Origin of the sequence: Sphingomonas quercus (genome assembly GCF_018863195.1) — a bacterium.
In the GTDB taxonomy this organism is placed as follows: domain Bacteria; phylum Pseudomonadota; class Alphaproteobacteria; order Sphingomonadales; family Sphingomonadaceae; genus Solisphingomonas; species Solisphingomonas quercus.
This window is the reverse complement of sequence record NZ_JAHKRT010000008.1, coordinates 157719-183245: the sequence shown is the minus strand read 5'-3', so window position 1 is coordinate 183245 and position 25527 is coordinate 157719. Positions and strand designations below refer to the sequence as shown.

Genomic DNA, 25527 nt, shown 5'->3' with positions numbered 1-25527 from the left:
AGTTCCTATCCGTTAAGCAGAGCCTTCAACGTCGTCCCCAGCTCCGACGGGCTGGGGGAGACGCGGATGCCCGCTTCTTCCATGGCGGCGATCTTGTCCTCGGCGCCGCCCTTGCCACCGGAAACGATGGCGCCGGCATGGCCCATGCGGCGGCCCGGAGGCGCGGTGCGGCCGGCGATGAAGCCGACCATCGGCTTCTTGCGGCCGCGCTTCGCCTCGTCCTTGAGGAACTGCGCCGCGTCTTCCTCGGCGGAACCGCCGATCTCACCAATCATGATGATGGATTTGGTGTCGTCATCGGCCAGGAACAACTCCAGCACGTCGATGAAGTTGGTTCCGTTCACCGGATCGCCGCCGATGCCGACCGCGGTGGTCTGGCCAAGGCCCTGCTGGCTGGTCTGGAACACCGCCTCATAGGTGAGCGTGCCGGAGCGCGAGACGACGCCGACCGAGCCCTTTGAGAAGATGTTGCCGGGCATGATGCCGATCTTGCACTCGCCCGGCGTCAGCACGCCCGGGCAGTTCGGCCCGATCAGGCGCGACTTCGAACCGGACAGCGCGCGCTTCACCTTGACCATGTCGAGCACCGGAATGCCCTCGGTGATGCACACGATCAGCGGCACCTCGGCGTCGATCGCCTCGAGGATGGAGTCGGCCGCGAAGGGCGGCGGCACGTAGATGACCGAGGCGTCGGCGCCGGTGGCGGTGACCGCCTCCCGGACGGTGTCGAACACCGGCAGGCCGATATGGGTCTGCCCACCCTTGCCCGGCGTGACGCCGCCGACCATCTTGGTGCCATAGGCGATGGCCTGCTCCGAGTGGAACGTGCCCTGGGCGCCCGTGATGCCCTGGCAGATGACCTTGGTGTTCGCGTTGACGAGGATCGACATGTTCGTTTCCGGTCCCTTCCGCTCCCCGGCGGGACCGGGGATATGATGAAGCGCCGCGCCCGTTACCAGGCGCGGCGTGGTGTCAGCCCAGCGTCAGGCCAGCGAAGGCTCGATGCCCTTGCAGGCGACCAGCAGTTCCTTCACGGCATCGACCGAGACCTGGAAGTTGGCCTTGGCCTCGTCGTTGAGCTTGATCTCGACGATGCGCTCGACGCCGCCCGCGCCGATCACGATCGGCACGCCGACATAGAGGCCGTCGACGCCATATTCGCCGTCCAGATAGGCCGCACAGGGCAGCACCCGCTTCTTGTCCTTGAGATAGGCCTCGGCCATCTCGATGGCGCTGGTCGCCGGCGCATAATAGGCCGAGCCGGTCTTGAGCAGGGCGACGATCTCGCCGCCGCCGCCACGGGTGCGCTTGACGATCTCGTCGATGCGCTCCTTGGTCGACCAGCCCATCGCGATCAGATCCGGCACCGGGATGCCCGCGACCGTGGAATATTCGACGACCGGCACCATCGTGTCGCCATGGCCGCCGAGCACGAAGGCGGTCACGTCCGCCATCGCCACCTTGAATTCCTCCGCGAGGAAATGGCGGAAGCGCGCGGAATCCAGCACGCCGGCCATACCCACGACCTTGTTGTGCGGCAGGCCGGAGAATTCGCGCAGCGCCCACACCATCGCGTCGAGCGGGTTGGTGACGCAGATCACGAAGGCGTCCGGCGCGTTGGCGGCGATGCCCTCGCCGACCGACTTCATCACCTTCAGGTTGATGCCGAGCAGATCGTCGCGGCTCATCCCCGGCTTGCGGGCGACGCCGGCGGTGACGATGCACACATCGGCACCGGCGATGTCGGCATAATCATTGGTGCCCTTGAGCGCCACGTCATAGCCCTCGACCGGGCCGGACTGGGACAGATCGAGCGCCTTGCCCTGCGGCACGCCCTCCACCACGTCGAACAGGACGACATCGCCCAATTCCTTGATGGCGGCCAGATGCGCCAGCGTGCCGCCGATCATGCCTGCGCCGATCAGCGCGATCTTCTTGCGAGCCATGCCCACTCCCCGAAATTATCGTCCACATGCCACGCGAGGTGGCCGCAAAAAGGGACGACCAAAGGCGTGGAGCGGGGTCCGCTTAAACCCGCTTGCTTAACGGTTCAACCGCTTTGGGCAGTGTTTCGCGACTTTATATTGCGGGCGCTCAATGACGTCGGATCTGGGCGACTTTCCAACTCCCGGCCGACCCCGTGGCCCGACGCCAGATAGTCCTGCGACTGCATCTCCATGAGCCGGGAAACGGTGCGCTCGAACTCGAAGGCGCCGTCGCCGTCCGGATAGAGGCCGGCGGGCTCGGCATCGGCGGCGGCGAGCAGCTTCACATTATGCTCGTAGAACGCATCGACCAGCGTCTTGAAACGCGCCGCCTCGTTGCGCTTGTCCGGCCCCATCACCGGGATGCCGACGATGATCACGGTATGGAAATGCCGGGCGATGGCGATGTAGTCGGCCGCGCCGCGCGGCTCGCCGCACAATCGCCTGAACGAGAACACGGCGACGCCTTTCAGGGCCTTTGGCACATGAATGCTGCGCCCGCCGGGGATGGCCAGTTCTTCCGAGGGGACATGGGCGCGATCCTCGACCGGATAATCGGTGAGGCGGAAAAAGGCGCGCGACAGCGCCTCGGTCGCCACCGGGCCGTTCGGCACATACCAGGTCGGCGCGCCGCCCAGCCGCTCCAGCCGATAGTCGGTCGGCCCGTCGAGCGAGATGACGTCGAGCCGCTCCTCGAGCAGCGCGATGAACGGCAGGAACAGTTCGCGGTTGAGCCCGTCCTTGTAGAGATCGCGCGGCGGCCGGTTGGAGGTGGTGACGATCGTCGTGCCCGCGTCGAGCAGCGCCGTGAACAGCCGCGACAGGATGGCCGCATCGGCCATGTTGTTGACGACCATCTCGTCAAAACAGAGCAGTCGCGCCTCCGCCGCCAGCGCTGCTGCGACCGGGGCGATCGGATCGCCCGCCTCGTGCTGGCGGACATGGTTGAGGCGCTGGTGCACCTCCAGCATGAATTCGTGGAAATGGACGCGGCGGCGGGGCTCGACGGTCGCGGTCTCGTAGAACAGGTCCATCAGCATCGACTTGCCGCGCCCTACCCCGCCCCACAGGTAGAGCCCGCGCACGGTCGGCGGGCGGCGGCGAAGCAGCCGGTCCATCAGGCCGGCGGACGGCGGATCGGCAAGTTCAGCCGCCAGCCGATCCAGCCGCGCGGCGGTGGCCTGCTGGTCGGGGTCGGGACGGAGTTCGCCGGCGCCGACGAGGGCCTGGTAGCGTTCGAGGAGCGTGGTCATTCAGGAGCGGACCTAGGAGCCCTCTCCGTTTCAGGGAAGAGGGTTGTTCGGATCTGGCGCGACCAGTCCCCAACCTTCTTCCCTGCCCTGATGCGTGTCGCTCCCCCGTCGTTCCTCGTCAGATCGCGCGCTCGGCCACCATCTTCTTGACCTCGGCGATGGCGCGCGCCGGTGACAGGCCCTTGGGGCAGACGTTCGAGCAGTTCATGATCGTGTGGCAGCGATAGAGGCGGAAGGGATCCTCCAGCTCGTCCAGCCGCTCGCCGGTCATCTCGTCGCGGCTGTCGGCCAGCCACCGATAGGCCTGGAGCAGGATCGCCGGCCCAAGGAACTTGTCCGAATTCCACCAATAGCTCGGGCATGAGGTGGAGCAGCAGGCGCACAGGATGCACTCGTAAAGGCCGTCGAGCTTGGCGCGATCGTCCGGTGACTGGAGCCGCTCCTTGCCCGAAGGCGCCGGCGTCACCGTCTGCAGCCACGGGCGGATCGAGGCGTATTGGGCGTAGAAATGGGTGAAGTCCGGCACTAGGTCCTTGATCACGTCCATGTGCGGCAGCGGGGTGATGCGGACATCGCCCTTGATGTCCTCGATCGCCTGGGTGCAGGCGAGCGTGTTGGTGCCGTCGATGTTCATCGAGCAGGAGCCGCAGATGCCTTCGCGGCAGGAGCGGCGGAAAGTCAGCGACGCATCCTGCTCCGACTTGATCTTGATCAGCGCGTCGAGGACCATCGGCCCGCACTCCGCCAGATCGACCTCGAACGTGTCGTAGCGGGGGTTCTCGCCCGTATCCGGATCGTAGCGATAGATGCGGAAGGTGCGGACGTCCTTCGCCCCGGCCTCGGCCTTGTGGACCTTGCCGTCCTTGGTGATGACGGAGTTCTTGGGCAGCGAAAATTCAGCCATGTCGAGACCTCAGTAAACCCGCGCCTTGGGCTTGATGTAGCTCACCTCGTCGGTGAGCGTGTATTCGTGGACCGGACGATAATCGAGGCGGACGGCGCCCTTCTCGAACCACGAGATGGTATGCTTCATCCATGTCGCGTCATCGCGCTGCGGAAAATCCTCGTGCATGTGCGCGCCGCGGCTTTCCTGGCGATTGGCGGCGGAATGCATCGTCACCACCGCTTGCGGCAGCATGTTGTCGAGCTCCAGCGTCTCGACCAGATCGGTGTTCCAGATCAGCGAGCGGTCGGAGATGCCGACATCCTGCAGGCTGGCGGCGACATTGTCGATCTTCTCCATGCCCTCACGCAATGACGCGGTGGTACGGAACACCGCGCAATCGGCCTGCATGGTGCGCTGCATATTGGCGCGGATCTCTGCGGTCGGAGAGCCGCCGGCCGCGTTGCGGAAGCGATCGAGCCGGGCGAGCGCGCGATCATCCTCGGAGCTGACGATCTGCCCGTGCTTGGAATTCGGCTTGACCAGCTCGGCGATGCGATGGCCGGTGGCGCGGCCGAACACGACCAGGTCGATCAGCGAGTTGGAGCCGAGGCGGTTGGCGCCGTGGACCGAAACGCATGCCGCCTCGCCCACCGCGAACAGGCCGGGGACGACGGTGTCCGGATTGCCGTTCTTCAGGGTGACGACTTCGCCGTGATAATTGGTCGGGATGCCGCCCATATTGTAATGGACGGTCGGCACCACCGGCAGCGGCTGGCGCGTCAGGTCGACGCCGGCGAAGATCTTGCCGGTCTCGGTGATGCCGGGCAGCCGCTCGTGCAGCACCTTGGGATCGATATGATCGAGGTGCAGGTAGATGTGGTCCTTGTTCTTGCCGACGCCCCGGCCCTCGCGGATTTCCATCGCCATCGAGCGCGACACCACGTCGCGGCTGGCGAGGTCCTTGGCCGAAGGAGCGTAGCGCTCCATGAAGCGCTCGCCCTCGCTGTTGGTGAGATAGCCGCCCTCGCCGCGCGCGCCCTCCGTGATGAGCACGCCCGCGCCGTAGATGCCGGTCGGGTGGAACTGCACGAACTCCATGTCCTGGAGCGGCAGGCCGGCGCGCAATACCATGCCGCCGCCGTCGCCGGTGCAGGTGTGCGCGGAGGTCGCCGAGAAATAGCAGCGGCCATAGCCGCCCGTCGCCAGCACCACCGCCTGCGAGCGGAAGCGATGGATGGTGCCGTCCTCCATGCAGAGCGCGATCACGCCCTTGCAGACGCCGTCCTCCATGATCAGGTCGAGCGCGAAATATTCGATGAAGAAGTCAGCGTCGTATTTCAGGCTCTGCTGGTAGAGCGCATGCAGCATCGCGTGGCCGGTGCGGTCGGCAGCCGCACAGGTGCGCTGCGCGGGCGGACCCTCGCCCATATTCTGCATCATGCCACCGAACGGACGCTGGTAGATCTTGCCGGCGTCGGTACGGCTGAACGGCACGCCGGCGTGCTCGAGCTCATAGACCGCGGCCGGCGCCTCGCGAACCATATATTCGATCGCGTCCTGGTCGCCGAGCCAGTCGGAGCCCTTGACGGTGTCGTACATGTGCCAGGTCCAGTGGTCCGGGCCCATGTTGCCGAGGCTGGCGGCGATGCCGCCCTGCGCTGCGACGGTATGGCTGCGCGTCGGGAATACCTTGGTGATGCAGGCCGTCTTGAGGCCCGCCTCGGCGATGCCCATCGTGGCGCGCAGGCCCGAGCCGCCGGCCCCGACGACCACGGCATCATAGACATGGTCGATGATCTGATAGGCGGCAGGCATCAGGCGGCAGCTCCGGAAAGGGCGATGCGGACGATGGCGAAGATGGCCAGCGCCGCCCCGCCGATCGCGTAGAAAGTCAGCAGCACGAGGAGCGCGATCTTGCCGCCATCCTCATGCACATAATCCTCGATGAACACCTGCAGGCCGATGCGCAGGTGCCAGAATACCGAGATGGTGAGCAGGATCAGCGGCACCGCCACCAGCGGCGAGGCGATCCAAGCCGTCACCGTGGCGTAATCGAGCGCCGGCAGGCGCAGGAGCGACACCAGGAACCAGATGACAAGCAGCAGGTTGCCGCATGCCGTCAGCCGCTGGAGCAGCCAGTGCGAAACGCCGTGCCGGGCCGAGCCGAGACCCCGGACGCGGCCGATGCCGGTACCCGTACCCATCAGTGCTTGCTCCAGATGATCGCCCAGAAGAGGACGGTGAGGAGGACGCTCGCCACCAGCGTCATGCGCGCCCAGTTGCGATTGGTGGCAAGCTCGAAGCCGGCGCCGGTATCCATGAGGAAGTGCCTGAGGCCGCTCGACATATGCTGGAAGAAGGACCAGCTCAGCCCGAACAGGACGATGAACGGGACGAGATTGAGCCCGGCAAGGCTGAAATGGCCCTGGTCAGCGGTCATCAGGTCGACATAGCGGGCATAGGCATCCTTGCCCGACGCGGCCGCGACCAGCCACCACACGAACATCACGCCGCCGCCGATCGCCATCGCCGTGCCCGTGGCGCGGTGCAGGATGGAGACCAGCATGTGCGGCCCCCATTTCCAGATGGTCAGATGTGGCGACAGCGGCCTGTTTTTCGCACCAGCCATGAGCATTTCCCCGAAATATATATTCAGCCTTTACCGCATCGCGCCATGCTTGCAACCGCCCCCTCGCCCTCCTGGTGACTAAGACGGCATTTACCTTTGGCGCCTATCCAATGGCCGACCACCGCTTGCGAAGAGAGCATCTGTCATGATCGAGTCCGCCGTCGTTGCGACCGCCGGAGGCCCGCACGTCCTGATGAGCGATCAGGGGATCGCCGAGCGCGCCGCCCTGTATGCGCGCGACGGGGCGCTGTCGCGCGACCTTACCGAGCTGTGGGGCCGATCCGGTCCGGCGCTGGAAGAGGTGTCGCGCGCCTTCTGGCTGCGCGAGCTTCCCCTGCTCTTTCCCGGCATGGCCGATCAGGCCGCCTATATCGAGCGCTTCGTGCAAAGCGCGCGCAGCCGCATGACGCGGCCGATCGACGCCGCGTGGGTCATGGCAACGGCACGCCGCGGCCATGACATCTTCGCCAGCCGGGCCAGCGCGCCGCAGCTGGTCGACTGCCTCATCCGCCTGACCGAGGAACTGGTCGTCCGCGTCGAGCGCGACAATCCGGACGACAATGCCTGGGTGCTGCGCGCCTGCACCACGCTGCATCGCCTCAACATCATCGATATCGAGATCATCCTCGCCGAAAATGGCCGCCGCCAGCAGGAGGAGGAGATCGCCACCCGCGCCGCCGCCAGCAACAGCTTTCGCAATCGCATCGTGGCGATGCTGGGCGATGCCTCCAAAGGCTCGGCGCGGCTGCGCGACCAGACCGCCAGCACCTCGGGCGCGACGCGGGGCATGCTCGGCAAGGCTTCCGACGTCGCCGCCGCCGCCGAACAATCCGCCATCGCCATGCGCGAGGCCGCGCAAACCGCTGCCGGCCTGATCCGCGCCATCGAGGAAGCGCGCTCGGAGGTCGAGATCGCCACCGACATCGCCACTCGCGCCTCCGAGCAGTCGGTCGCTGCGGTCAGCGTGTCGGAGGCGCTTTCCGGCCACGCCCAGGCCATCGAATCGATCCTCGGCCTGATCCGCGACATCGCCGGCCAGACCAACCTGCTCGCGCTCAACGCAACCATCGAGGCGGCGCGCGCGGGCGATGCCGGCCGCGGCTTCGCCGTTGTCGCGCAGGAGGTGAAGAGCCTCGCCAACCAGACCGCCAGCGCCACCGACGAGATCGCCGCCAAGATCGCCGCCATTCAGGCCGCGACCCGCCAGACCGTCGCCGCCAACGGCTCGATCCGCGACATTGTCGGTGAGGTGCGCCAGTCCGCCCAGCGCATCCGCACGACGATGGAGGCGCAGGCCCATACCGTGACGATGATCACCGCCGCCGTCGACGAGACCGCCCTCGCCGCCGATTCCATGTCCGGGACCATCGCCGCCATCCGCCAGGACACCGAGCATGTCGCCTCGGAGATCGACCAGCTCGAGGCCGGCTTCCGGCACGTCGACAACCAGATCGCCGGGCTCGAGGAAGCGACCGGAGATTTCGTGGCGCGGATCGCGGCTTAGGGCGCGCGTGCGCTCCTCCGGAAAAGTCCCGTCGCCCTGACGATGACGATGCCGGACGGTGGCGAAGGGAAATGAGGCCGAGGCCCACTTCCCACGCCGCCCCCGCCGATTTATCGCCGGCGGATGGCAGACACACCGCACATCCTCGTCACCGGCTCCAGTCGCGGCATCGGCGCGGCGATCATCCAGCGCCTTGCGCCCCAGGCCCGCATCGTCGGCCACGCCTCGCGCGAATCGGACAGCGCGATCGGCGCCGACTTCTCGCAGCCCGGCGCCGCCACCGCGCTATGGCAGGCGGCGCTGGCCCGGCTCGACGGCCGCATCGACGTGTTGATCAACAATGCCGGGGTGTTCGAAGCCGCTCCGATCGACCTGCCCGACGATGAATGGCTCGGCCAGTGGGAGCGGACGATGCGCATCAACCTCACCGCCAGCGCCGAGCTGTGCCGCCTCGCCGTCTCCCATTTCGGGGAGCGGGGCGGGCGCATCGTCAACGTCGCCAGCCGGGCAGCCTACCGGGGCGATTCGCCGGCCCACTGGCATTATGCCGCGTCCAAGGCCGGCATGGTGGCAATGACCAAGTCGATCGCGCGCGGCTATGCGGCGCGCGGCATTCTCGCCTTCGCGGTCTGCCCGGGCTTCACGATGACGGGCATGGCGGAGGATTATCTGGCCAGTCGCGGCGGCGACAAATTGCTTGCCGACATCCCGCTCGGCCGGGTGGCTGATCCCGCCGAGGTCGCCGAGACGGTGGCCTTCCTGTCCCTCGCGGCGCCGCCGTCGATGACCGGCGCCGTGCTCGATGTGAACGGGGCGTCCTATGTCCGCTGAGCAATGCTGGAAGGTCACCTTGCCGTGTACCAAGGCGGAGGGCGAGGCGATCGCGGGCGATATCGGCGCGCTGGCCCAGCTCGACGAGCCGCCGGTGCTGATGACCAGCGAGCCCGACCCCACCCGCCCCGACGACTGGCGGCTGGACGCCTATTTCGAGACGAAGCCGGACAAGGCCAGCCTCGCCATGCTGCGCGCGCTGGTGCCCAGCGCCGCCGGCCGGACACTGGCGGTGGAGACGGTGCCGCAGCAGGACTGGCTGATCCTCTCCCAGGCGGGGCTGGAGCCGATCCGCGCCGGCCGTTTCTTCGTCCACACCGCCGCCCATGCCGATGAGGTGCCCGAGGACGCCGTCGCCTTTCAGATCGAGGCCGGCCGCGCTTTCGGCACCGGCCAGCACGAGACGACCACCGGCTGCCTGATGATGCTCGACCGGATGCGCCGCCAGGGCGCCCGCTTTGCGGACGTTCTGGATCTCGGTACCGGCACCGGGCTGCTCGCCTTCGCTGCGCTCAACCTGTGGCCGCGCGCGCGCGCCATCGCCTCCGACATCGATCCGGTATCGATCGAAGTGACGCTGGAAAATGCGCAGGCCAACGGCGTGGCGCTCGGCGGCGGCCGGGGCGAACTCGGCCTCGTCGTCGCCGACGGCATGAACGATGCGCTGCTGAAGGCGGCGGCGCCCTACGACCTGATCATCGCCAACATCCTCGCCGGACCGTTGATCGAGATGGCGCCCGCCATCGCCGACGCGCTGGCCCCCGGCGGCACGCTGATCCTCGCCGGCCTGCTCGACCACCAGGCCGAGCCGGTGGCACGCGCCTATCGCCGTCAGCGCCTGCGCCTGGCCGACCGCATCGACCGCGGGGATTGGCCGACGCTACGCCTGCGCAAGCGGCAGATGTGGTGATCCTCCCTGAGGCCGCCCGCAGGAGGCTCTAGCTCACATAGGCCTGGGTGCCGCGGGTGATGATCCGATCCTCCGGCAGCAGATCGGCCGGGGTCAGGTCGGGAAGCGATTCCAGCCGGGCGTAGAGCGGCGCGAAGTCGGTCTCCTGCGTCTGGCGGAGAAGATCGTCGAAACTGTCGATGACGAAATAGACCTGCTGGTAATCGTCGATGCGATAATTGGTGCGCATCACCCGGGCGAGGTCGAACGCCAGCCGGTTCGGGCTGGGATCGTCGAGCGCGAACACGCTTTCGCCGTGGCTGGAGACGATGCCGGAGCCGTAGATACGCAAGCCCCCCTCCTCGCGCACCAGCCCGAACTCGACGGTGTACCAGTAGAGCCGCGCCAGCTTGTGCAGCGCGCCGAAGCCGAGGCTGCGCTGCCCGCCCAGCCCATAGGCCTGCATGTAATCGGCGAATACCGGATCGGCGAGCATCGGCACATGGCCGAAGACGTCGTGGAACACGTCCGGCTCCTGCAGATAATCGAGCTGGTCGCGCCGGCGGATGAAGTTGCCGGCGACGAAGCGGCGATTGGCGAGGTGATCGAAGAACACCTCGTCCGGCACCAGCCCCGGCACCGCCACCACCTGCCAGCCGGTCAGCGCGTGCAGCCGTTCGGACAGTTCGTCGAAATCCGGGATGCCCGGCCGCGACAGGCGCAGCACGTCGAGCCCGCGCAGATAGGCGGCCGAGGCGCGCCCGACGAGCTGGCGGGACTGGCGCGCGAACAGCAGATCCCAGGTGGCATGATCGTCCTGGCTATAGGCGGACCAGTCCTGCGCGATGGTCCAGTCCGGATTGGCGCCGGGGGGCGGCGCATCGAGATGGTGAGTCATGGCCCGCAGCCTATCATGGCCCGCCATGCCGCCCAATCTGGCCGGACGGTCAGGCGACGGGCGGGCGGTTCGCGCCGCGCCCGTCCAGCACGTCGCGCACCTTGTTGGCGAGCTGGCTCATCGTGAACGGCTTGGCGAGGAAGGCGACGCCCGGATCGAGCATGCCATTATGGACAACGGCATTGCGGGTGTAGCCGGTGGTGTAGAGCACTTTCAGCTCGGGCCTGATCTCCCGCGCGCGATCGGCGAGCACGCGGCCGCTGATGCCCGGCATGACGATGTCGGTGAACAGCATCACCACGCCCGGCACTTCGGTCAGCAGGCGCAGCGCGTCCGTGCCCTCGGTTGCCGAAAGGGCGGTGTAGCCAAGCTCGCGCAGGGCATCGACGGAGAAATGCCGCACGCGCTGCTCGTCCTCGCAGACGAGGATGATTTCGTCGGCGCTGCCCAGCGGCATGCCGTCGCTGCTGCGCGGCGCCGGCGTCGCGGCGGGCATCTCCAGCACGGTGGCGGGGCCGTGATAGCGCGGCAGATAGAGCTTCACGGTGGTCCCGTGGCCGGGCTCCGAATAGATCGCCGCATGGCCGCCCGATTGCTTGGCGAAGCCGAACACCTGGGAAAGGCCGAGGCCGGTGCCCTTGCCCACCTCCTTGGTGGTGAAGAACGGATCGAAGGCGCGCTCGATCACCTCTGGCGCCATGCCGCAGCCGGTATCGGTGACGCCGATCATCACATATTGGCCGGGCTGCACCTCGATCCGCTCACGTGCGGTGCGATCGTCGAAATGGGCGTTGGCGGTCTCGATGGTGAGCTTGCAGAGCTTGGCTCCGGCCATTGCGTCACGAGCGTTGACGGCGAGGTTGAGCAGCGCATTCTCCACCTCGCCCGGATCGGCGAAGGTCGGCCACAGCCCGCCGGCCAGCACCGCCTCGATGGCGATATGCTCGCCAAGCGTGCGGCGCAGCAGCTCCGACATGCCGGAGACGAGCCGGTTGGCGTCGATCGGCACCGGCGCCAGCGGGCTCTGGCGGGAGAAGGCGAGCAGCCGCCCGGTCAGCGCCGCCGCCCGTTCCGCGCCCTCGCGGGCGTTGGAGATGGCGCGCTTCAACCGCTCGGGGTCCTCCAGGCGACGGCTGGCGAGATCGAGGCTGCCGATGACGATCGCCAGCATGTTGTTGAAATCATGCGCTATTCCGCCGGTCAGCTGGCCGACCGCCTCCATCTTCTGCATCTGACGGAGCTTGTCTTCCGCCTCTTCCTGGGCCTTGGCGGCGGCAATCGCCGCCTCCTGCGCGGCGATCGCCTCGTCGCGGGATTCGGCCATCGCCCGCCCGCGGACATTGGCGTCGCGCACCATCAACACGGCGACGATCATCACCAGCAGCACCGCCCCGGCGAGGCCGGAGCTGATCGCGGCGGACAGGCGCTGCGCCTCGCTCTGGCGGACGCGGAGCAGCCTTTCCTCCTCGGCCCTCAGTTCCGCCGTCTCGGTGCGGATCATCGCGGTGAGAATGCGTCCGCGCTCACTGCGGTCGCGACCCAGTTCCTCGGCGAGCCTGCCTTCGCGGCGCACCCTGATCCAGCGCACGCCGGTTGCGACCTTCTCGTCGAGGAGCGGGCCAAGCCGCTCAAGGCGCGCGCGCTGGGCGGGATTGTCACGCAGATCGGCCTTCATCTGCTCGAATGTCGCATAGGCCGAGCGTCGGCTGGCGACGATCTCGCGGAACAGCGGCGGCGACGGCCGGATCACATAGCCGCGATAGGCTGATTCATAACGGACCAGCTCGCCCTCGAATCGCGACACGGCGAGCTGGGCGCTGATCGTATGGGCGACCCAGCGACTCGCATTGCGCTCACTCTGCACCAGCCAGAAGGCGCCGGCCGCGGCGAGGAACACCACCGCCAGCCCCAAAAGCGGGAGCCACGGCGTCTTGCCCGGCGTTATTATGGTCGGCATGCGCTCTTTTCAGCGTAACGGCGGGTAAAAGTAAATCGCCCCGGGGCCGCGATGCGGATTTTCACGCCCCCGCGCCGGCGACGATTTGCGCCCATCCCGCTTCGTCGATGACCGCCACGCCAAGGTCCGCGGCCTTCCTGAGCTTCGAGCCGGCATCGGCGCCGGCCACCACCAGATCCGTCTTTTTCGAAACCGAGTCCGCGACCTTGGCGCCGAGCCGTCCGGCCTGGGCCTTGGCCTCGTCGCGGCTCATCGTCTCCAGCCGGCCGGTGAACACCACCGTCTTGCCGCTCACTTCGGAGGCGATCGTCTCGTGCACCACATCCTGCGGCGCGACCTGGCGGAGCAGGTCGAACACCGCCTCGCGATTGTGCGGCTCGGCGGCGAAGTCGACGATGGCCAGCGCCACCTCCGGCCCGACGCCCTCCGTCTCGAACAGCGCGGCGAGAGCCCTGGCGACGCGGACGAGATGCTTGTCCTCCGTCTCGCCGAGCGCCGGCGTGGTGGCGCGCTGGACGTGGAGGGCATGGCGGATCACGCCGCCCAGCGCCCGGGCCGAACGCCAGCGGCGGGCAAGATCGCGCGCCGTCACCTCGCCGACGTGGCGGATGCCGAGCGCGAACAGAAAACGATCGAGCGGCACGCTCCGCCGCTCGTCGATCGCCGCGATGAGGTTGCGCGCCGACACCTCCGCCCAGCGCTCTCGGGAGAGGAGCTGATCGCGCGTGATGCGGAAGATGTCGGCCGGCGCCGCGATCAGCCCGTCGCGGAAGAAGGCCTCGATATGGGTCAGGCCCAGCCCCTCGATGTCGAAGGCGTGGCGCGACGCGAAGTGGCGGAGCCGCTCGACGCGCTGGGCGGGACAGATCAGACCGCCGCTGCAGCGATAATCGACCTCACCCGGCTCGCGCTCGGCGGCCGATCCGCATTCGGGGCAGGTCTGCGGGAAAGGCCAGCCGGCACGCGCTTCGTCGCGGCTCAGATTCTCGACGATCTGGGGAATGACGTCGCCGGCCCGCTGCACCACCACCCGGTCGCCCGGATGGACGCCGAGCCGCGCGATCTCGTCGGCGTTGTGCAGCGTGGCATTGGTGACGACAACGCCGCCCACCGTCACCGGCTCCAGCCGCGCGACCGGCGTCAGCTTGCCGGTGCGGCCGACCTGGATGTCGATGGCCCGCAGCGTCGTCTGGGCCCGCTCGGCCGGGAATTTGCGGGCCACCGCCCAGCGCGGCGCGCGCGCCACCTGGCCGAGCCGACGCTGCCAGTCGAGCCGATCGACCTTGTAGACGACGCCGTCGATATCGAACGGCAGGTCGGCACGCGCCGCCTCGATGGCGCGATAATGGGCGACGATGCCGTCCAGCGTATCGACGCAGGCGCGATGCAGCGCCTTGGGGAAGCCCCATGCCTCGATCGCCGCCATCACCGCGGTCTGCGTGTCGCCGGGCAAAGCCGATGCTTCGCCCCAGCCATGCGCGACGAAGCGCAACGGGCGCGCGGCGGTGACGCCCGGATCCTTCTGGCGCAGCGACCCGGCGGCGGCGTTGCGTGGATTGGCGAACTGGCGGGCCTTGGCCGGGTCCCCCGCCTCGGCGAGCAGGCGGGCGTTGAGGGCGGCGAAATCGGCGCGGGCCATATAGACCTCGCCGCGCACCTCGAACACGTCCGGCGCGGCGCCGGCCAGTGTCTGGGGAATGTCGTTGATGGTGCGGACATTGGCCGTCACATCCTCGCCCACCTGTCCGTCGCCGCGCGTCGCCGCCTGCACCAGCCGCCCGCCTTCGTAGCGCAGCGAGCAGGACAGGCCGTCGATCTTCGGCTCGGCCTCCAGCATCACAGGCTCGCCGTCGCCCAGCAGCAGGAAGCGGCGCACCCGGGCCACGAACTCGGCGACCTCATCGTCCGAGAAAGCGTTGTCGAGGCTCATCATCGGCCGCGCATGCTCGACCTTCGCGAGATGCCCGGCCGGCGCCGCGCCGACCTTCAGCGACGGGCTGTCGGCACGCACCAGATGCGGAAAGGCCGCCTCAAGCGCGGCATTTTCGCGGATCAGCGCGTCATAGTCCGCGTCGCTGATCTCCGGCGCGTCGTCGGTATGATAGAGCGCATTATGCCGGGCAATCTCGGCGGCGAGATCGGCAAGCCGCGCGGCGGCGGCGGCGTCGGTGAGGGGAAGCTGGGTCACGCGCCCTCGCTAGGCGGAGGTGCGAACGAACTCAACGGGGCGCGTCGCTCTCGGCCGGCTTGCCGCCGACGGCACCGAGCAGCCGGCTGGCCTCGACCGCCTGCCCGGCGTCGATCATCGCGATCAGACGGGTCGCCGGGCCCGCCGCTGGCCCGTGCGGATCGAAAGCGAGCGGCAGCAGCAGCGCCCGCGCCGTCTTGGCATCGCCATCGTTCAGGGACTGGCGCGCCAGCAGGATGCGCAGTTCCATGGCCTGTGGCGCCACCTCGAAAGCGCGCTCCAGTCCGGTCACGGCGTTGCGTGTCGGGGCGAGCCCCTGGGCGACATAGCTCTGGTAATAATAGAGCAGCGGCGGGGCGGCGTCCGGCTCCAGCCGGTTGGCCTTGACGAACCAGCCGCGCGCCTCGCTCCACACCGCGGGGTCTTTCTTGCGGGCCATCGCCGCACTTCTGAGCGAAATCAGCCCCTTGTAGATGAGCGCGTGCTGGTCCTCCGGCGCGGCCGCGAGCGCGCGGTCGACGGCCTGTCCGGCGAGGGTGTCGTTGCCCGCGTCATATTCGGCCTCGGCGAGCACATTCTGCGCGCCGGCGTCGTCCGGATAGGGCGCGGCGCGCTTGCGCGCGTCGAGCACCACATCCTGCGCCTCCGCCGCCGTCACGCCGCGCGCCGAACGCATGCGCACCGGCATCACCGCCACTTCGCCGGCGGTCAGCGCGCGCACGGCGATCGCGCCGACCGGGACGACGTCGGGGGCAAGGTTCACATATTTCATCCGCGCGCCGCGCAGATAGGCGTCGAGGTCGCGGTCGAGCCTGTCCAGATCGCCGAACGCCGCGGTCGCCGCCTCGATATTGGGTTTGCCGCTGTTGATCGCCTTCAGATAGGCTTCGAGCTGGCCGGCCCGCTCGTCGGAGAAGGTCAGATAATGGGTGAGCAGCCAGCCGCGGCCATAGACGGATTCGCGCTTGCCCGGCGGCAGTGCCAGCACGTCGGCGGCCATGATCTCCTTCATCGACATTTGCAGCCCGCGCAGCAGGCCGACGGCGCGATGCATGGCCGGCTTGCCGAAGCCGATCGAGCCGTCCTTCTGGAAGCTGGCTGTCGAATTGAACTCCGCGAACCCCTCGATGTACCACGCAGGATAGGCGGCGTTGAAATTGCGCATCATGAAATGATGGGCATATTCGTGAAGCAGCACGAGCTGCGCGTTCATGTCGAACTGGCCGCCGCGTCCGGCCATTTCGGGCGTAAAGGCGACCGATCCGGTGGCGCGCGGCTGATAAAAGCCGCCGACATTCTGGCAGCCGGGCCGTTTCTCCGCCGCGCCAAGGCAGAGCCGGCGCACGACATCGGTATCGGAGACGACGAAGACGGTGAGGCGATTGGCCTTGTCGGAAGGCGCGTCGGGCAGCTTGTGCAGATAGCGCATGCCCTTGTCGAACCGCTCGAGCCGGGTGGCGAACTCGCGGATCGCGCGTTCGCTGCTGTCGGAATAGATCAGGAAGTGATCGCTCCGCGCCTCCATCCACGCGGCCGAAGCGGGAGCGGCGCCCGATAGCGCCGCGACCATCCCGATCAATCCCCCGCGCCAGGCTCCCCGCATCGTCTGCGCCCCCTTAGGCCACCTCGAGCAGCCGCCGCGCCTGCGCCCGCGCCTCGTCGGTGACCTCGGCGCCGGAAAGCATGCGGGCGATCTCCTCGTGCCGCTCGGCGGGCGCCAGGGCGTGGACCGAGGTGCGCGTGACATGCCCGTCATGCGCCTTGGCGATGAGGAATTGGCGGGCGGCGCGCGCCGCCACCTGCGGGCTGTGGGTGACGACGAGGATCTGGGCGCGCGTCGCCAGCCGCGCCAGCCGCTCGCCGATCGCCGACGCCACCGCGCCGCCGACGCCGCGATCAATCTCGTCGAAGATCATCGTCGCCGCGCCGCCCTCCTCGGCCAACGCCACCTTGAGCGCGAGGATGAAGCGGGACAGCTCGCCTCCCGAGGCGATCTTGGCGAGCGGCGCGAAGGGCGCGCCGGGGTTGGTGGAGATCAGAAATTCCACCCGGTCCTGCCCGGCCGCGCCCCAGCCGGTGTCGGGCAACGGCTCGATGCGGGTGCGGAAGCGGGCGGCGTCGAGCTTGAGCGGCGCCAGCTCCGCTGCCACCGCCGCGTCGAGCCGGGCGGCGGCAAGCTCGCGCCCTGCGCTAAGGGTGGCGGCGGCGTCGAGATAGGCGGCGCGCGCGCTCGCCTCGGCGGCGGCCAGCGCGGCCAGTCCCTCGCCGCCGGCCTCGATCGCGGCAAGCCGGCCGGCCAGATCGGCGGCGAGCGCCGCTAGCTCGTCCGGCTGGACGCGATGCTTGCGGGCGAGCGCGCGCAGCTCGAACAGGCGGGTCTCGTCGGCCTCCAGCCGGGCGGGGTCGAAGGCCAGCGCGTCGCCGGCGAGGCCCAGTTTCTCCTCGGCTTCCCCGGCCTCGATCACGGCTCGGTCGAGCGCGGCGAGCGCCTCGGCCAGCAACGGATGCTCCGCGCCGAGCCGATCGAGGCGGCGGGCGGCCTGACGGAGCTGGGCGAGCGCGCCGTCCGAACCGTCGAGATGCTCATTGACCAGCGCCAGATCCTCGGCGAGGCGCGCCCCCTTCTGCATGCCGGCCCGCCGCTCGGACAGGATCGCCTCCTCGCCGGGCTCCGGCCCGAAACGGGTCAGCTCGTCGACGGCGTGGGTCAGATAATCCTGATCGCGCTGGGCGGTATCGAGCGCGGCCTCGGCGTCGGCATGCGCCTCGGCCGCCGCCTTCCAGGCGCGAAAGGCGGTGGCGACGGCGGCGCGATCGAGCCGGCCGAAGGCATCGAGCAGATCACGATGGCCGCGCGCGTCGAGCAGGCCGCGATCGTCGTGCTGGCCGTGAATCTCCACCAGCCGCTGGCCCAGCTCGCGCAGCAGACCGGCCGAGGCGGGCTGATCATTCACCCAGGCGCGGCTGCCGCCGTCGGCCTTGACGATGCGGCGGATGGTCAGCGCCTCGCCTGGCTCGACGGCCAGGCCGGCCTCGTCGAGGGTGGCGAAGGCGGGATGACCGGAGGGCAGATCGAAGCCGGCGGTGACGGCGGCCTGCCCAGCCCCCTGCCGCACCAGCCCGCTATCGGCGCGCGCGCCGAGCGCAAGGCCGAGGGCATCGAGCAATATCGACTTGCCGGCGCCGGTCTCGCCGGTCAGCGCGGCAAGGCCGTCGCCGAAATCAAGCTCCAGCGCCTCGATCAGCACCACGTCGCGAATGGCCAGATTGGTCAGCATCGCGACCTATCTAGGGCCTGATCGCCACAGGTGGAAGCGAGGGTGAAGAAGGTGCGCAGGCGGCCCCTCCCGTTCGCTGGCAACCGTCAGGACGCGGACACGCCCTTCTGCTGCATCAGGCGATAGGCATGCTCATACCATTCGGTGCCCGGATAGTTGGAGCCGAGCACGGCGGCAGCGCGCTTCGCCTCTTCCGGCACGCCCAGCGCCAGATAGGATTCGGTAAGCCGCATGAGCGCTTCCGGCACGTGGCTGGAGGTCTGATATTTGTCGATCACGCTGCGGAAGCGGATCACCGAGGCCAGCCAGTCAGCACGGCGCTGATAGAATCGACCGATCTCCATCTCCTTGCCGGCGAGGTGATCATTGATCAGGTCGACCTTGAGGCGGGCGTCGGCGGCATAGTTGCTGTCCGGATAGCGGCGGATCAGCTCGCCCATCGCGTCCAGCGCCTGCTGGGTGATCTTCTGGTCGTGCTGCACGTCCTCGATCTGCTCGTAATAATCGACCGCGATCAGATAGAGGGCGTAGGGCGCATCCTTGTTGCCCGGATGGATCGACAGGAAGCGCTGCGCGCTCTCCGCCGATTTGGAATAATCGCGGGCGAGATAATAGCTGAACGCGCTCATCAGCTGCGAACGGCGGGCCCAGATCGAATAGGGATGCTGGCGCTCCACCTCGTCGAACAGCGCGGCGGCGGTCGGGTAACGGCCGCGGTCGAGCTGATATTTGGCGGCATTGTACAGCGTGTCGACGTCACGGGCGACGTAACGCGTGTCGGCCTTGTTGCGATTGGACGCGCATCCGGCGAGCGGCAGGGCCGCGGCGATCAGGATCAGGGCGAGCGGACGAAGGGGAAGACGCATGGCCGTGGTCCTAGCGGAAGGCGTAACGGGTTGGAAGATGGCCGCGGCGGCCTGAGTGGCGGCTGAACGGCGTCATTGGCTGAGCGGGTAAAGCGCGGCGCCGATCACCCGGCCTTCGGCGCGGAGCACGCCCCACAGGCGGGCGGCGGCGCGGCTGTCCATCGCCTCGATGCCGAGCCCCCTCGCCTCCAGCGCCTTGCGAAGCGCCGGCACGGGCTGCGCCTGGGCCGGGCCGGTGCCGAGCAGGAGGAATTCCGGCTGCGGATCGAGCAGCGCTGCGAGGTCCGCCTCGCCGAGCGCGTCGAGCGGCGGCGGCGACCAGTCGCGCGCAAATGCGCTGGTGATCAGCAGGCCGCGCGGGAACACGCCTTCGTCCACCCTGAAGCCACCTGCGGCGGTGAAGCCGCGAATCTGCGGGCCGCTGGCCTGGCGTTCCAGCTCGAGGCGGGGCATGCGCCCCTTATCCCTCGCGCTTGCCGATGCGCTCGGCGCCGCTGACCGCGCTCGCCGCGGGCTTCTTCTGCGCGCTCGTCTGCGGGTCCAGCCCCAGCGAGATGAGCAGCGAGGACGAGACATAGATCGACGAATAGGTGCCGACGACGATGCCCAGCATCATCGCCGCGGTGAAGCCGCGCAGCACGTGGCCGCCGAAGAGCAGCAGCGCGCCGAGCGCCAGCATCACCGTGATCGACGTCATCACGGTGCGTGGCAGCGTCTCGTTCACGGACAGGTCGATCAGCGTCTTCATGTCCATCTTGCGGTACTTGCGCATATTCTCGCGGATGCGATCGTCGATGACCATCTTGTCGTTGATCGAATAGCCGATGATCGTCAGCACCGCGGCGACGATGTTCAGATCGAACTCGAAGCGGGTCAGCGCGAAGAAACCGAGCGTCATCAGCACGTCATGGATGATGGCGACGGCGGTCGAGATGCCGAACTGCCATTCGTAGCGCAGCCACGAGAAGATCGCGATGCCGATGATCGCGAGCATCACCGCGAGCACGCCGTTGAAGATCAGCTCGCCGGAAACCTTGCCCGACACGGTCTCGGCGCGATTGAACATCACGCCAGGATATTCGCGGGTCAGCGCCCCCTGCACCGATTTGACGACGGCGTTGGTCGCGCCTTCGTCGGTGGAGGTGGGCAGCGGCAGGCGGATCGAGACGGTGTTGGGATCGCCGATCTGCTGGAGCTGGGCATCGCCGACGCCCAGCCGATCCACCGAGGCGCGGACCCTGTCGAGTTCGGCGGGCCTGGTGAACTTCGCCTCGACCATCAGGCCGCCGACGAAATCGACGCCGAGATTGAGGCCGCGCGCGAACACCAGTCCGATCGCGGCGATCGTCAACAGCGCCGTCACCGCGAAGGCGATGTGGCGGATGCGGACGAAGCCGATATTGGTATTGTCGGGGACGAGCTTCAGGAGACGCATGGCCCGCCCTCCTCAGATATGGATCTCGGACGGCCGCGCGCGGCGCAACCAGCCGGCAACGAGCATCCGGGTGAAGGTGACGGCGGTGAACACCGACGTCGCGATGCCGAGCAGCAGCACCACGGCGAAGCCCTTGATCGGCCCGGAGCCCAGCACCAGCATGATCAGGCCGGCAATGGCGTGGGTCACGTTCGCTTCGAAGATGGTGCGGCTGGCTTCCTTATAGCCATGCTCGACCGACTGCACGACCGATCGCCCGCGCCGCCGCTCCTCGCGGATGCGTTCGTTGATCAGCACGTTGGCATCGACGGCGGTGCCGATGGTCAGCACGAAGCCGGCGATGCCGGGCAGCGTGAGCGTCGCGCCCATGATCGCCATCGCGCCAAGGATCACGAAGATGTTGATGATCACGGCGAGGTTCGCATAGACGCCGAACCGGCCATAGGTGACAAGCATGAACACGATCACCGCCGTCGCCGCGATCGCCGAGGCGAGGATGCCGGCATGGATCGAATCGGCGCCGAGCTGCGGGCCGACGGTGCGCTCCTCGATCACCTTCAACGCCACCGGCAGCTTGCCCGAGCGCAGCGCGATGGCCAGCTGGTTGGCGGAATCGACCGTGAAGTTGCCGCTGATCGTCGCCGATCCGCCGAGGATCGGCTCGTTGATGTTCGGCGCCGAGATCACGCTGTTGTCGAGGATGATGGCGAACGGCTTGTGGACATTCTCCTGCGTCACCCGCGCGAAGCGGCGGCCACCCTCGGAGTTGAAGCTGATCGTGACGTTGGGGATGTTGTTCTGGTCGTAGCTCTGGCGGGCGTCGATCAGCTGATCGCCGCTGATGATCGCGCGGCGCTGCACCGCGATCACCTTCGCGCCGAGGGGATTGTCCGGATAAGGCAGCAGCTGTCCGCCGATCGGCGCACGGCCGGCGGCGAGATCCTCCGGCGTCACCGTCTGGTCGACCAGCTTGAACTCGAGCTTGGCGGTCTTGCCGAGCAGCGCCTTCAGCGCCTGCGGGTCCTGCAGGCCGGGCACCTGGACGAGGATGCGCGAGGCGCCCTGGCGGATGATCGTTGGTTCGCGCGTGCCGAGCTCGTCGATGCGGCGGCGGACGACTTCGGTCGCCTGCTCCATCGCGCTGTTCACCGCCGAATCAAGGCCCGACTGGGTCGGCGTCATGACGATACGGGTGGAATCGACGACCGCGACGTCCCAGTCGCGCTGCCCGGTGATGCCGACGCCCTGGGTCATGGCGCGGACCTTCTCGACCGCCGCGTCGACCTGGGCGGCGTCGCGCACCATGAAGCTCAGCCGGCCGTTTGCGGTCGAGATCTCGCCGATGTCGATGCGCGGCGTGTTGCGGCGTAATTCGGTGCGGACCGCCTCTTCCATCGTCGCCACGCGCTGGCGGGCGACATCGGCGGTGTCCGCCTCGAGCAGCAGGTGGCTGCCGCCCGACAGATCGAGGCCGAGGTTGAAGCGCGCATGCGGCAGGAAGCGCGGGATCTGGTCGGCGACGCGCTCGGGCACCAGGCTCGGCAGCGCAAAGACGATGCCCAGGAGCAGCACGCCCCAGATGGAGAGGACTTTCCAGCGCGGGAAATCAAGCATCGCGAGCCGCCGATCAGTCGTTGGCGGGCTTGCCGCCCGGCAGGCGGACTTCGGACAGCGTGCTCTTCAGCGCCCTTACCTTCATGCCCGGCGCCAGCTCGACCTCGACCTCGTCCTCGTCGACGCGGGTAACGCGGCCGATGAAGCCGCCGCCGGTGACGACGCTGTCGCCCTTCTTCACCGCCTCGATCATCGCGCGATGCTTCTTCATGCGCTGCGTCTGCGGGCGGATCAGCAGGAAATAGAAGATCACGAAAATGAACAGCAGCGGCGCGATCTGCAGCAGGAAGCTGGCGGCGCCGCCGGATGCGGCCCCTGCGGTTGCGGTCTGGGCGAATGCGGGCGAGGCGAACATGATCGTCTGACTGCCTGAAATTGGGCCGGGCAAAAGGCCCGGCTGCGGAAGGCCGGCCGCCTAACATGGGTGGCTTGTGGTAGCAATGGGGCGGGCCGGCTTGCACAAGTGCGACGAGCCCTCTAAAGGCGCCGGCTCTGGTCGGGGCGTAGCGCAGCCTGGTAGCGCATCAGACTGGGGGTCTGGGGGTCGCAGGTTCGAATCCTGTCGCCCCGACCATCACTTAGCCACCCTTTCGCCTGACCCCCAGGTGGCTGCATGATCCGCGCAAAAATGCACGGCAGCGGTTTCGTCGACGCCCATCCTGTGCGGTACGACGATTCGTCGGCAGCTTTTCCATCGTCTGCCGAGGTCCGGCGGCAGAGCGGCCGCGGCGGACTAGATGATCCGAACAGCCAGCTGCGCCCATATCAGCGCGCCGACGATCACCGCCGAGGATATCACGCCCACGCGCGCCGCCCCGCTCCGGCCGAAGCGCATCGCCAGTTCGGCCGCGACGCCGCCGCCGCCGAGAATCAGGGCGGCAGCCAGGAAATCGACCAAGCCCCAATTGACTTCCGGCGTGAACTGCATGGCGACCAGCGGGCTCACCAACGCCAGCGCGAGGCCGCCCCACATGAGATGGTGCCAGTTCGGCCAACGGCCGCGATGTCGTGTCGATGTGACCACGATGCCCTCCATTGGGAGGCAATTTCTCACAGCGGGCGGCCCGCTGCAATGACACTTTGCCGACACGTCGACGGCAAGCAGGGCGGCCCGAGGCGCTGGCGTCCTGCCGCGCTTTGGCCATCAGCCGGACACGCCCGCCCTCACCCGCCCCGCCACTCTATCGCGGTCCGGGTGCCGGCGCGCCTCAGCCGAGCGGCGCCTCGATCGAGCGCGGCGGTTCGCTGAACCATTTCGGACCGGCGTCGGTCATGTAGAAGCAGTCCTCCAGCCGCACGCCGAACTTGCCGGGCAGATAAAGGCCGGGCTCGTTGGAAAAGCACATGCCCGGCGCCAGCCGCGTGGCCTCGCCATGGACGAGGTTGACCGGCTCGTGCCCGTCAAGGCCGATGCCGTGGCCGGTACGGTGGGAGAGGCCGGGCAGCTTGTAGCGCGGCCCATAGCCCCAGCGCTCATATTGCGCGCGCACCGCATCGTCGACGCTGCCCGCTGCCACGCCCAGCTTCGCCGCGGCGAATGCGATCTGCTGGCCCTGACGCACCTGATCCCACACCTTACGGATTTCGGCGGAGGGGCTGCCCTTCACGAAGGTGCGCGACACGTCGGACTGGTAATCCTGCACCGTGCAGCCGCAATCCATCAGCAGCAATGCGTCCCGGCTCATCGTCGCCGGCGTCTTGGTGCCGTGCGGATAGGCGGCTGACTCGCCGACCAGGGCCATCGAGAAGCCCGGCACGCCCCCGAGCCGGCGGGTGGCGGCGGTCATCAGCGCGCCGATATCGGATTGGCTCATGCCGATCTCCACACGCTCCCAGGTGAAGCGGTAGGCGGCGATGGTGACGTCCGTCGCCTTCTGCATCAGCGCGATCTCGGCCGGCGTCTTGATCATCCGGCAACCACGCACCACCGGATCGGCGGAGACCAGCTTCGCCGCAGGCAATGCCCGCGCCAGGGCGTCGGGGATGAAGAAGCGCGTCGTCTCCTCGATGCCGACCGGGCGGCCGGCGAGCTTGCGGTCCCTGAGGAAGCCCCCGACGACGCCGAGCGGATCCTCGTCTTCCTGCCACACGCGCACCTCGGCCGGCACGGCGAGCGTCTCGCGCATGCGCGGCTCTTCGAAGAAAGGCGAGACGATGCAGGGCTGCCCCTCCACCGGCAGTACCGCCAGCATCGCCCGCTCGCTGCGGCCCCAGCGTATGCCGGTGAAGTAGACCAGCGACGAGCCGGGCTCGATCAGCACCGCGGCGAGACCTTGGACGCGCATCAGCTGTTGCGCGCGGGCGAGCCGGCGGGCCCGCTCGTCCGGGCCGATCGGCACGACGTCGCCGGTCATCGGCCGCAGCGTTGACAGGTCCGGCTCGGCGGCGCGCAGCAGCCCCGGGGTGGCCAGGATCGGGAGCGCGGCGGCGGCCCGGACGAATGCGCGGCGGGAAAACATCATGGCCGCGGACGATAGCGCGCCGCCGCGCCGCGGCAATCCCTCAAGCGATGGTGGGCACGCCCCGGCGGCGGCGCAGGCCAAGGCCGGCGGCGCCGAAGCCGACCAGCATCATCGCCCAGCTAGCCGGCTCCGGCATGGCCAGCGCCGCGCCCGCCTGCTGGCGCGCGATATAGCCGAGGGTGAGATTATCCACCTCAAAGCCGCCAATGCCGTTCTGGGTCAGCCAGATCCGGTCGAACACCTGATCCGACTGGAAGTTGAAGAAGGCGAACGCCTCGCCCGGCGCTTCCCCGGCGAACGGCGCGTTGGGATTGCCGAGATAGGCGCTCGCCTCGGCGACGTGATCGGCGAACAGATCGGCGAGGTTGTATTCCGCGACCTGATTGCCGCCCTTGAAGAAGGTGACGGTGTTGCCGGTGTCGATCGTCGACACCCACAGGCCGAAAAAGTTGACGGTGCTGTCGACGAAATCGAGCACCGTGCCGAACGACGAGGCGCTCAGATAATTGCCGGTGCCGCCCGCCCCGCCCGCGCCATTGGCCGGGTCGGCGTAGAAATCGCCGGCAGCAGCCGACACGAACGCGCCGAACTGAAGATCAGTGGCCGAGTGATAGCTGGCCGACAGACCGTCCAGACCGTTTTCGCCGCCATAGGTCAGCGCGCGGGTGCTGTGCTGCGCGCCAGCCGCCTCGACGGAGGTGACGATGGCGGCATCCGCGCTACCGGCCGCGACAAGGGTGGCGAGGGCAGCCGCGGCTGTCCTGGCAAGGATCTTCATGACGTAAGGTGCCCCCACAACACGCATCGGCCCGACCGGGCCGCCCGGACGTGAACGGGAAACGCCCGGCCGTC

At 68.3% G+C, this 25527-nt stretch carries 23 protein-coding genes and 1 tRNA gene; 4 read left to right on the top strand and 20 right to left on the bottom strand.

The genetic code is table 11. From position 1 onward, the window contains the following. Nucleotides 1–5: 5 nt before the first annotated feature. The 7 genes from sucD to sdhC form a co-directional block, all read right to left on the bottom strand. Entirely contained in the window at nucleotides 6–890 is an 885-nt protein-coding gene (gene sucD, locus KOF26_RS15105; protein WP_216326797.1) for a succinate--CoA ligase subunit alpha, read from the bottom strand. A gap of 93 nt (nucleotides 891–983) precedes the next feature. After that, nucleotides 984–1946, bottom strand: coding sequence for a malate dehydrogenase (gene mdh / locus KOF26_RS15100; RefSeq protein WP_216326794.1), 963 nt, complete (start codon nucleotides 1944–1946; stop codon nucleotides 984–986). Nucleotides 1947–2050: 104 nt separating this feature from the next. Continuing rightward, entirely contained in the window at nucleotides 2051–3238 is a 1188-nt protein-coding gene (gene zapE, locus KOF26_RS15095; protein ID WP_216326792.1) for a cell division protein ZapE, read from the bottom strand. 118 nt (nucleotides 3239–3356) lie between these two features. Beyond that, on the bottom strand, nucleotides 3357–4142 hold the full coding sequence (locus KOF26_RS15090; protein ID WP_216326789.1) for a succinate dehydrogenase iron-sulfur subunit: 786 nt from the start codon (nucleotides 4140–4142) through the stop codon (nucleotides 3357–3359). A gap of 9 nt (nucleotides 4143–4151) precedes the next feature. Next, the gene (gene sdhA, locus KOF26_RS15085; RefSeq protein ID WP_216326786.1) at nucleotides 4152–5939 is read right to left on the bottom strand and encodes a succinate dehydrogenase flavoprotein subunit; all 1788 of its coding nucleotides are present in this window, start codon (nucleotides 5937–5939) and stop codon (nucleotides 4152–4154) included. Beyond that, a complete protein-coding gene (gene sdhD, locus KOF26_RS15080) occupies nucleotides 5939–6328 on the bottom strand; it encodes a succinate dehydrogenase, hydrophobic membrane anchor protein (RefSeq protein WP_216326784.1) in 390 nt (129 codons plus the stop codon). Before sdhD ends, sdhA begins: the two co-directional genes overlap by 1 nt. Then, complete coding sequence (gene sdhC / locus KOF26_RS15075; protein ID WP_216326782.1) at nucleotides 6328–6753, bottom strand: succinate dehydrogenase, cytochrome b556 subunit; 426 nt, start codon at nucleotides 6751–6753, stop codon at nucleotides 6328–6330. The genes sdhD and sdhC overlap by 1 nt, the downstream gene beginning before the upstream one ends. A 145-nt stretch (nucleotides 6754–6898) precedes the next feature. On the opposite strand from sdhC, the gene KOF26_RS15070 reads away from it, so the two are divergent. From KOF26_RS15070 to KOF26_RS15060, 3 genes are all read left to right on the top strand, one after another. Further along, entirely contained in the window at nucleotides 6899–8257 is a 1359-nt protein-coding gene (locus tag KOF26_RS15070; protein ID WP_216326780.1) for a methyl-accepting chemotaxis protein, read from the top strand. Between the two features lie 123 nt (nucleotides 8258–8380). After that, nucleotides 8381–9088 (top strand): SDR family NAD(P)-dependent oxidoreductase, encoded by a 708-nt coding sequence (locus KOF26_RS15065; RefSeq protein WP_216326777.1) that lies wholly within the window; start codon nucleotides 8381–8383, stop codon nucleotides 9086–9088. Next, complete coding sequence (locus tag KOF26_RS15060) at nucleotides 9078–9998, top strand: 50S ribosomal protein L11 methyltransferase (protein WP_216326775.1); 921 nt, start codon at nucleotides 9078–9080, stop codon at nucleotides 9996–9998. The genes KOF26_RS15065 and KOF26_RS15060 overlap by 11 nt, the downstream gene beginning before the upstream one ends. Before the next feature lie 28 nt (nucleotides 9999–10026). Here KOF26_RS15060 and phhA read toward each other — a convergent pair whose 3' ends face one another. The 10 genes from phhA to yajC all read right to left on the bottom strand — a co-directional run bounded on the left by phhA (nucleotide 10027) and on the right by yajC (nucleotide 22568). Then, a complete protein-coding gene (gene phhA, locus KOF26_RS15055; RefSeq protein WP_216326773.1) occupies nucleotides 10027–10875 on the bottom strand; it encodes a phenylalanine 4-monooxygenase in 849 nt (282 codons plus the stop codon). A 49-nt stretch (nucleotides 10876–10924) separates the two neighbouring features. Next, nucleotides 10925–12832, bottom strand: a complete 1908-nt coding sequence (locus KOF26_RS15050) for a CHASE3 domain-containing protein (RefSeq protein ID WP_216326770.1) — start codon at nucleotides 12830–12832, stop codon at nucleotides 10925–10927. A 61-nt stretch (nucleotides 12833–12893) separates the two neighbouring features. Beyond that, entirely contained in the window at nucleotides 12894–15020 is a 2127-nt protein-coding gene (gene ligA, locus KOF26_RS15045) for an NAD-dependent DNA ligase LigA (protein ID WP_216326767.1), read from the bottom strand. 31 nt (nucleotides 15021–15051) lie between these two features. Next, on the bottom strand, nucleotides 15052–16590 hold the full coding sequence (locus tag KOF26_RS15040; protein WP_216326763.1) for a tetratricopeptide repeat protein: 1539 nt from the start codon (nucleotides 16588–16590) through the stop codon (nucleotides 15052–15054). Between the two features lie 46 nt (nucleotides 16591–16636). Next, on the bottom strand, nucleotides 16637–18298 hold the full coding sequence (recN, locus tag KOF26_RS15035; RefSeq protein WP_216326759.1) for a DNA repair protein RecN: 1662 nt from the start codon (nucleotides 18296–18298) through the stop codon (nucleotides 16637–16639). A gap of 86 nt (nucleotides 18299–18384) precedes the next feature. Then, the gene (locus tag KOF26_RS15030) at nucleotides 18385–19164 is read right to left on the bottom strand and encodes an outer membrane protein assembly factor BamD (protein ID WP_216326756.1); all 780 of its coding nucleotides are present in this window, start codon (nucleotides 19162–19164) and stop codon (nucleotides 18385–18387) included. 72 nt (nucleotides 19165–19236) lie between these two features. Continuing rightward, nucleotides 19237–19617, bottom strand: coding sequence for an Mth938-like domain-containing protein (locus tag KOF26_RS15025; protein ID WP_216326753.1), 381 nt, complete (start codon nucleotides 19615–19617; stop codon nucleotides 19237–19239). Nucleotides 19618–19624: 7 nt separating this feature from the next. After that, complete coding sequence (gene secF / locus KOF26_RS15020) at nucleotides 19625–20599, bottom strand: protein translocase subunit SecF (RefSeq protein ID WP_216326751.1); 975 nt, start codon at nucleotides 20597–20599, stop codon at nucleotides 19625–19627. Nucleotides 20600–20611: 12 nt separating this feature from the next. Then, nucleotides 20612–22213: a protein translocase subunit SecD gene (gene secD, locus KOF26_RS15015; protein ID WP_216326747.1), complete on the bottom strand. Its 1602-nt coding sequence runs from the start codon at nucleotides 22211–22213 to the stop codon at nucleotides 20612–20614. A 13-nt stretch (nucleotides 22214–22226) separates the two neighbouring features. Then, nucleotides 22227–22568 (bottom strand): preprotein translocase subunit YajC, encoded by a 342-nt coding sequence (gene yajC, locus KOF26_RS15010; protein WP_216326745.1) that lies wholly within the window; start codon nucleotides 22566–22568, stop codon nucleotides 22227–22229. A 142-nt stretch (nucleotides 22569–22710) separates the two neighbouring features. Between yajC and KOF26_RS15005 the strand changes: the two genes are divergently transcribed. Further along, a tRNA-Pro gene (locus KOF26_RS15005) sits at nucleotides 22711–22787 on the top strand. Between the two features lie 159 nt (nucleotides 22788–22946). Here KOF26_RS15005 and KOF26_RS15000 read toward each other — a convergent pair. The 3 genes from KOF26_RS15000 to KOF26_RS14990 all read right to left on the bottom strand — a co-directional run bounded on the left by KOF26_RS15000 (nucleotide 22947) and on the right by KOF26_RS14990 (nucleotide 25453). Further along, nucleotides 22947–23249, bottom strand: coding sequence for a hypothetical protein (locus tag KOF26_RS15000; protein ID WP_216326742.1), 303 nt, complete (start codon nucleotides 23247–23249; stop codon nucleotides 22947–22949). Between the two features lie 172 nt (nucleotides 23250–23421). Further along, nucleotides 23422–24675, bottom strand: coding sequence for a M24 family metallopeptidase (locus KOF26_RS14995; RefSeq protein ID WP_216326739.1), 1254 nt, complete (start codon nucleotides 24673–24675; stop codon nucleotides 23422–23424). A gap of 40 nt (nucleotides 24676–24715) precedes the next feature. After that, nucleotides 24716–25453, bottom strand: a complete 738-nt coding sequence (locus KOF26_RS14990) for an Npun_F0296 family exosortase-dependent surface protein (protein ID WP_216326736.1) — start codon at nucleotides 25451–25453, stop codon at nucleotides 24716–24718. Between the last annotated feature and the right edge of the window lie 74 nt (nucleotides 25454–25527).

Excerpts from the sequence above, each read along its gene's own strand:
- sucD (WP_216326797.1), bottom strand. The coding sequence starts at position 890 with ATGTCGATCCTCGTCAACGCGAACACCAAGGTCATCTGCCAGGGCATC.
- mdh (WP_216326794.1), bottom strand. The coding sequence starts at position 1,946 with ATGGCTCGCAAGAAGATCGCGCTGATCGGCGCAGGCATGATCGGCGGC.
- zapE (WP_216326792.1), bottom strand. The coding sequence starts at position 3,238 with ATGACCACGCTCCTCGAACGCTACCAGGCCCTCGTCGGCGCCGGCGAA.
- KOF26_RS15090 (WP_216326789.1), bottom strand. The coding sequence starts at position 4,142 with ATGGCTGAATTTTCGCTGCCCAAGAACTCCGTCATCACCAAGGACGGC.
- sdhA (WP_216326786.1), bottom strand. The coding sequence starts at position 5,939 with ATGCCTGCCGCCTATCAGATCATCGACCATGTCTATGATGCCGTGGTC.
- sdhD (WP_216326784.1), bottom strand. The coding sequence starts at position 6,328 with ATGGGTACGGGTACCGGCATCGGCCGCGTCCGGGGTCTCGGCTCGGCC.
- sdhC (WP_216326782.1), bottom strand. The coding sequence starts at position 6,753 with ATGGCTGGTGCGAAAAACAGGCCGCTGTCGCCACATCTGACCATCTGG.
- KOF26_RS15070 (WP_216326780.1), top strand. The coding sequence starts at position 6,899 with ATGATCGAGTCCGCCGTCGTTGCGACCGCCGGAGGCCCGCACGTCCTG.
- KOF26_RS15065 (WP_216326777.1), top strand. The coding sequence starts at position 8,381 with ATGGCAGACACACCGCACATCCTCGTCACCGGCTCCAGTCGCGGCATC.
- KOF26_RS15060 (WP_216326775.1), top strand. The coding sequence starts at position 9,078 with ATGTCCGCTGAGCAATGCTGGAAGGTCACCTTGCCGTGTACCAAGGCG.
- phhA (WP_216326773.1), bottom strand. The coding sequence starts at position 10,875 with ATGACTCACCATCTCGATGCGCCGCCCCCCGGCGCCAATCCGGACTGG.
- KOF26_RS15050 (WP_216326770.1), bottom strand. The coding sequence starts at position 12,832 with ATGCCGACCATAATAACGCCGGGCAAGACGCCGTGGCTCCCGCTTTTG.
- KOF26_RS15040 (WP_216326763.1), bottom strand. The coding sequence starts at position 16,590 with ATGGTCGCGGCGCTATCGGGCGCCGCTCCCGCTTCGGCCGCGTGGATG.
- recN (WP_216326759.1), bottom strand. The coding sequence starts at position 18,298 with ATGCTGACCAATCTGGCCATTCGCGACGTGGTGCTGATCGAGGCGCTG.
- KOF26_RS15030 (WP_216326756.1), bottom strand. The coding sequence starts at position 19,164 with ATGCGTCTTCCCCTTCGTCCGCTCGCCCTGATCCTGATCGCCGCGGCC.
- KOF26_RS15025 (WP_216326753.1), bottom strand. The coding sequence starts at position 19,617 with ATGCCCCGCCTCGAGCTGGAACGCCAGGCCAGCGGCCCGCAGATTCGC.
- secF (WP_216326751.1), bottom strand. The coding sequence starts at position 20,599 with ATGCGTCTCCTGAAGCTCGTCCCCGACAATACCAATATCGGCTTCGTC.
- secD (WP_216326747.1), bottom strand. The coding sequence starts at position 22,213 with ATGCTTGATTTCCCGCGCTGGAAAGTCCTCTCCATCTGGGGCGTGCTG.
- yajC (WP_216326745.1), bottom strand. The coding sequence starts at position 22,568 with ATGTTCGCCTCGCCCGCATTCGCCCAGACCGCAACCGCAGGGGCCGCA.
- KOF26_RS15000 (WP_216326742.1), bottom strand. The coding sequence starts at position 23,249 with ATGGAGGGCATCGTGGTCACATCGACACGACATCGCGGCCGTTGGCCG.
- KOF26_RS14995 (WP_216326739.1), bottom strand. The coding sequence starts at position 24,675 with ATGATGTTTTCCCGCCGCGCATTCGTCCGGGCCGCCGCCGCGCTCCCG.
- KOF26_RS14990 (WP_216326736.1), bottom strand. The coding sequence starts at position 25,453 with ATGAAGATCCTTGCCAGGACAGCCGCGGCTGCCCTCGCCACCCTTGTC.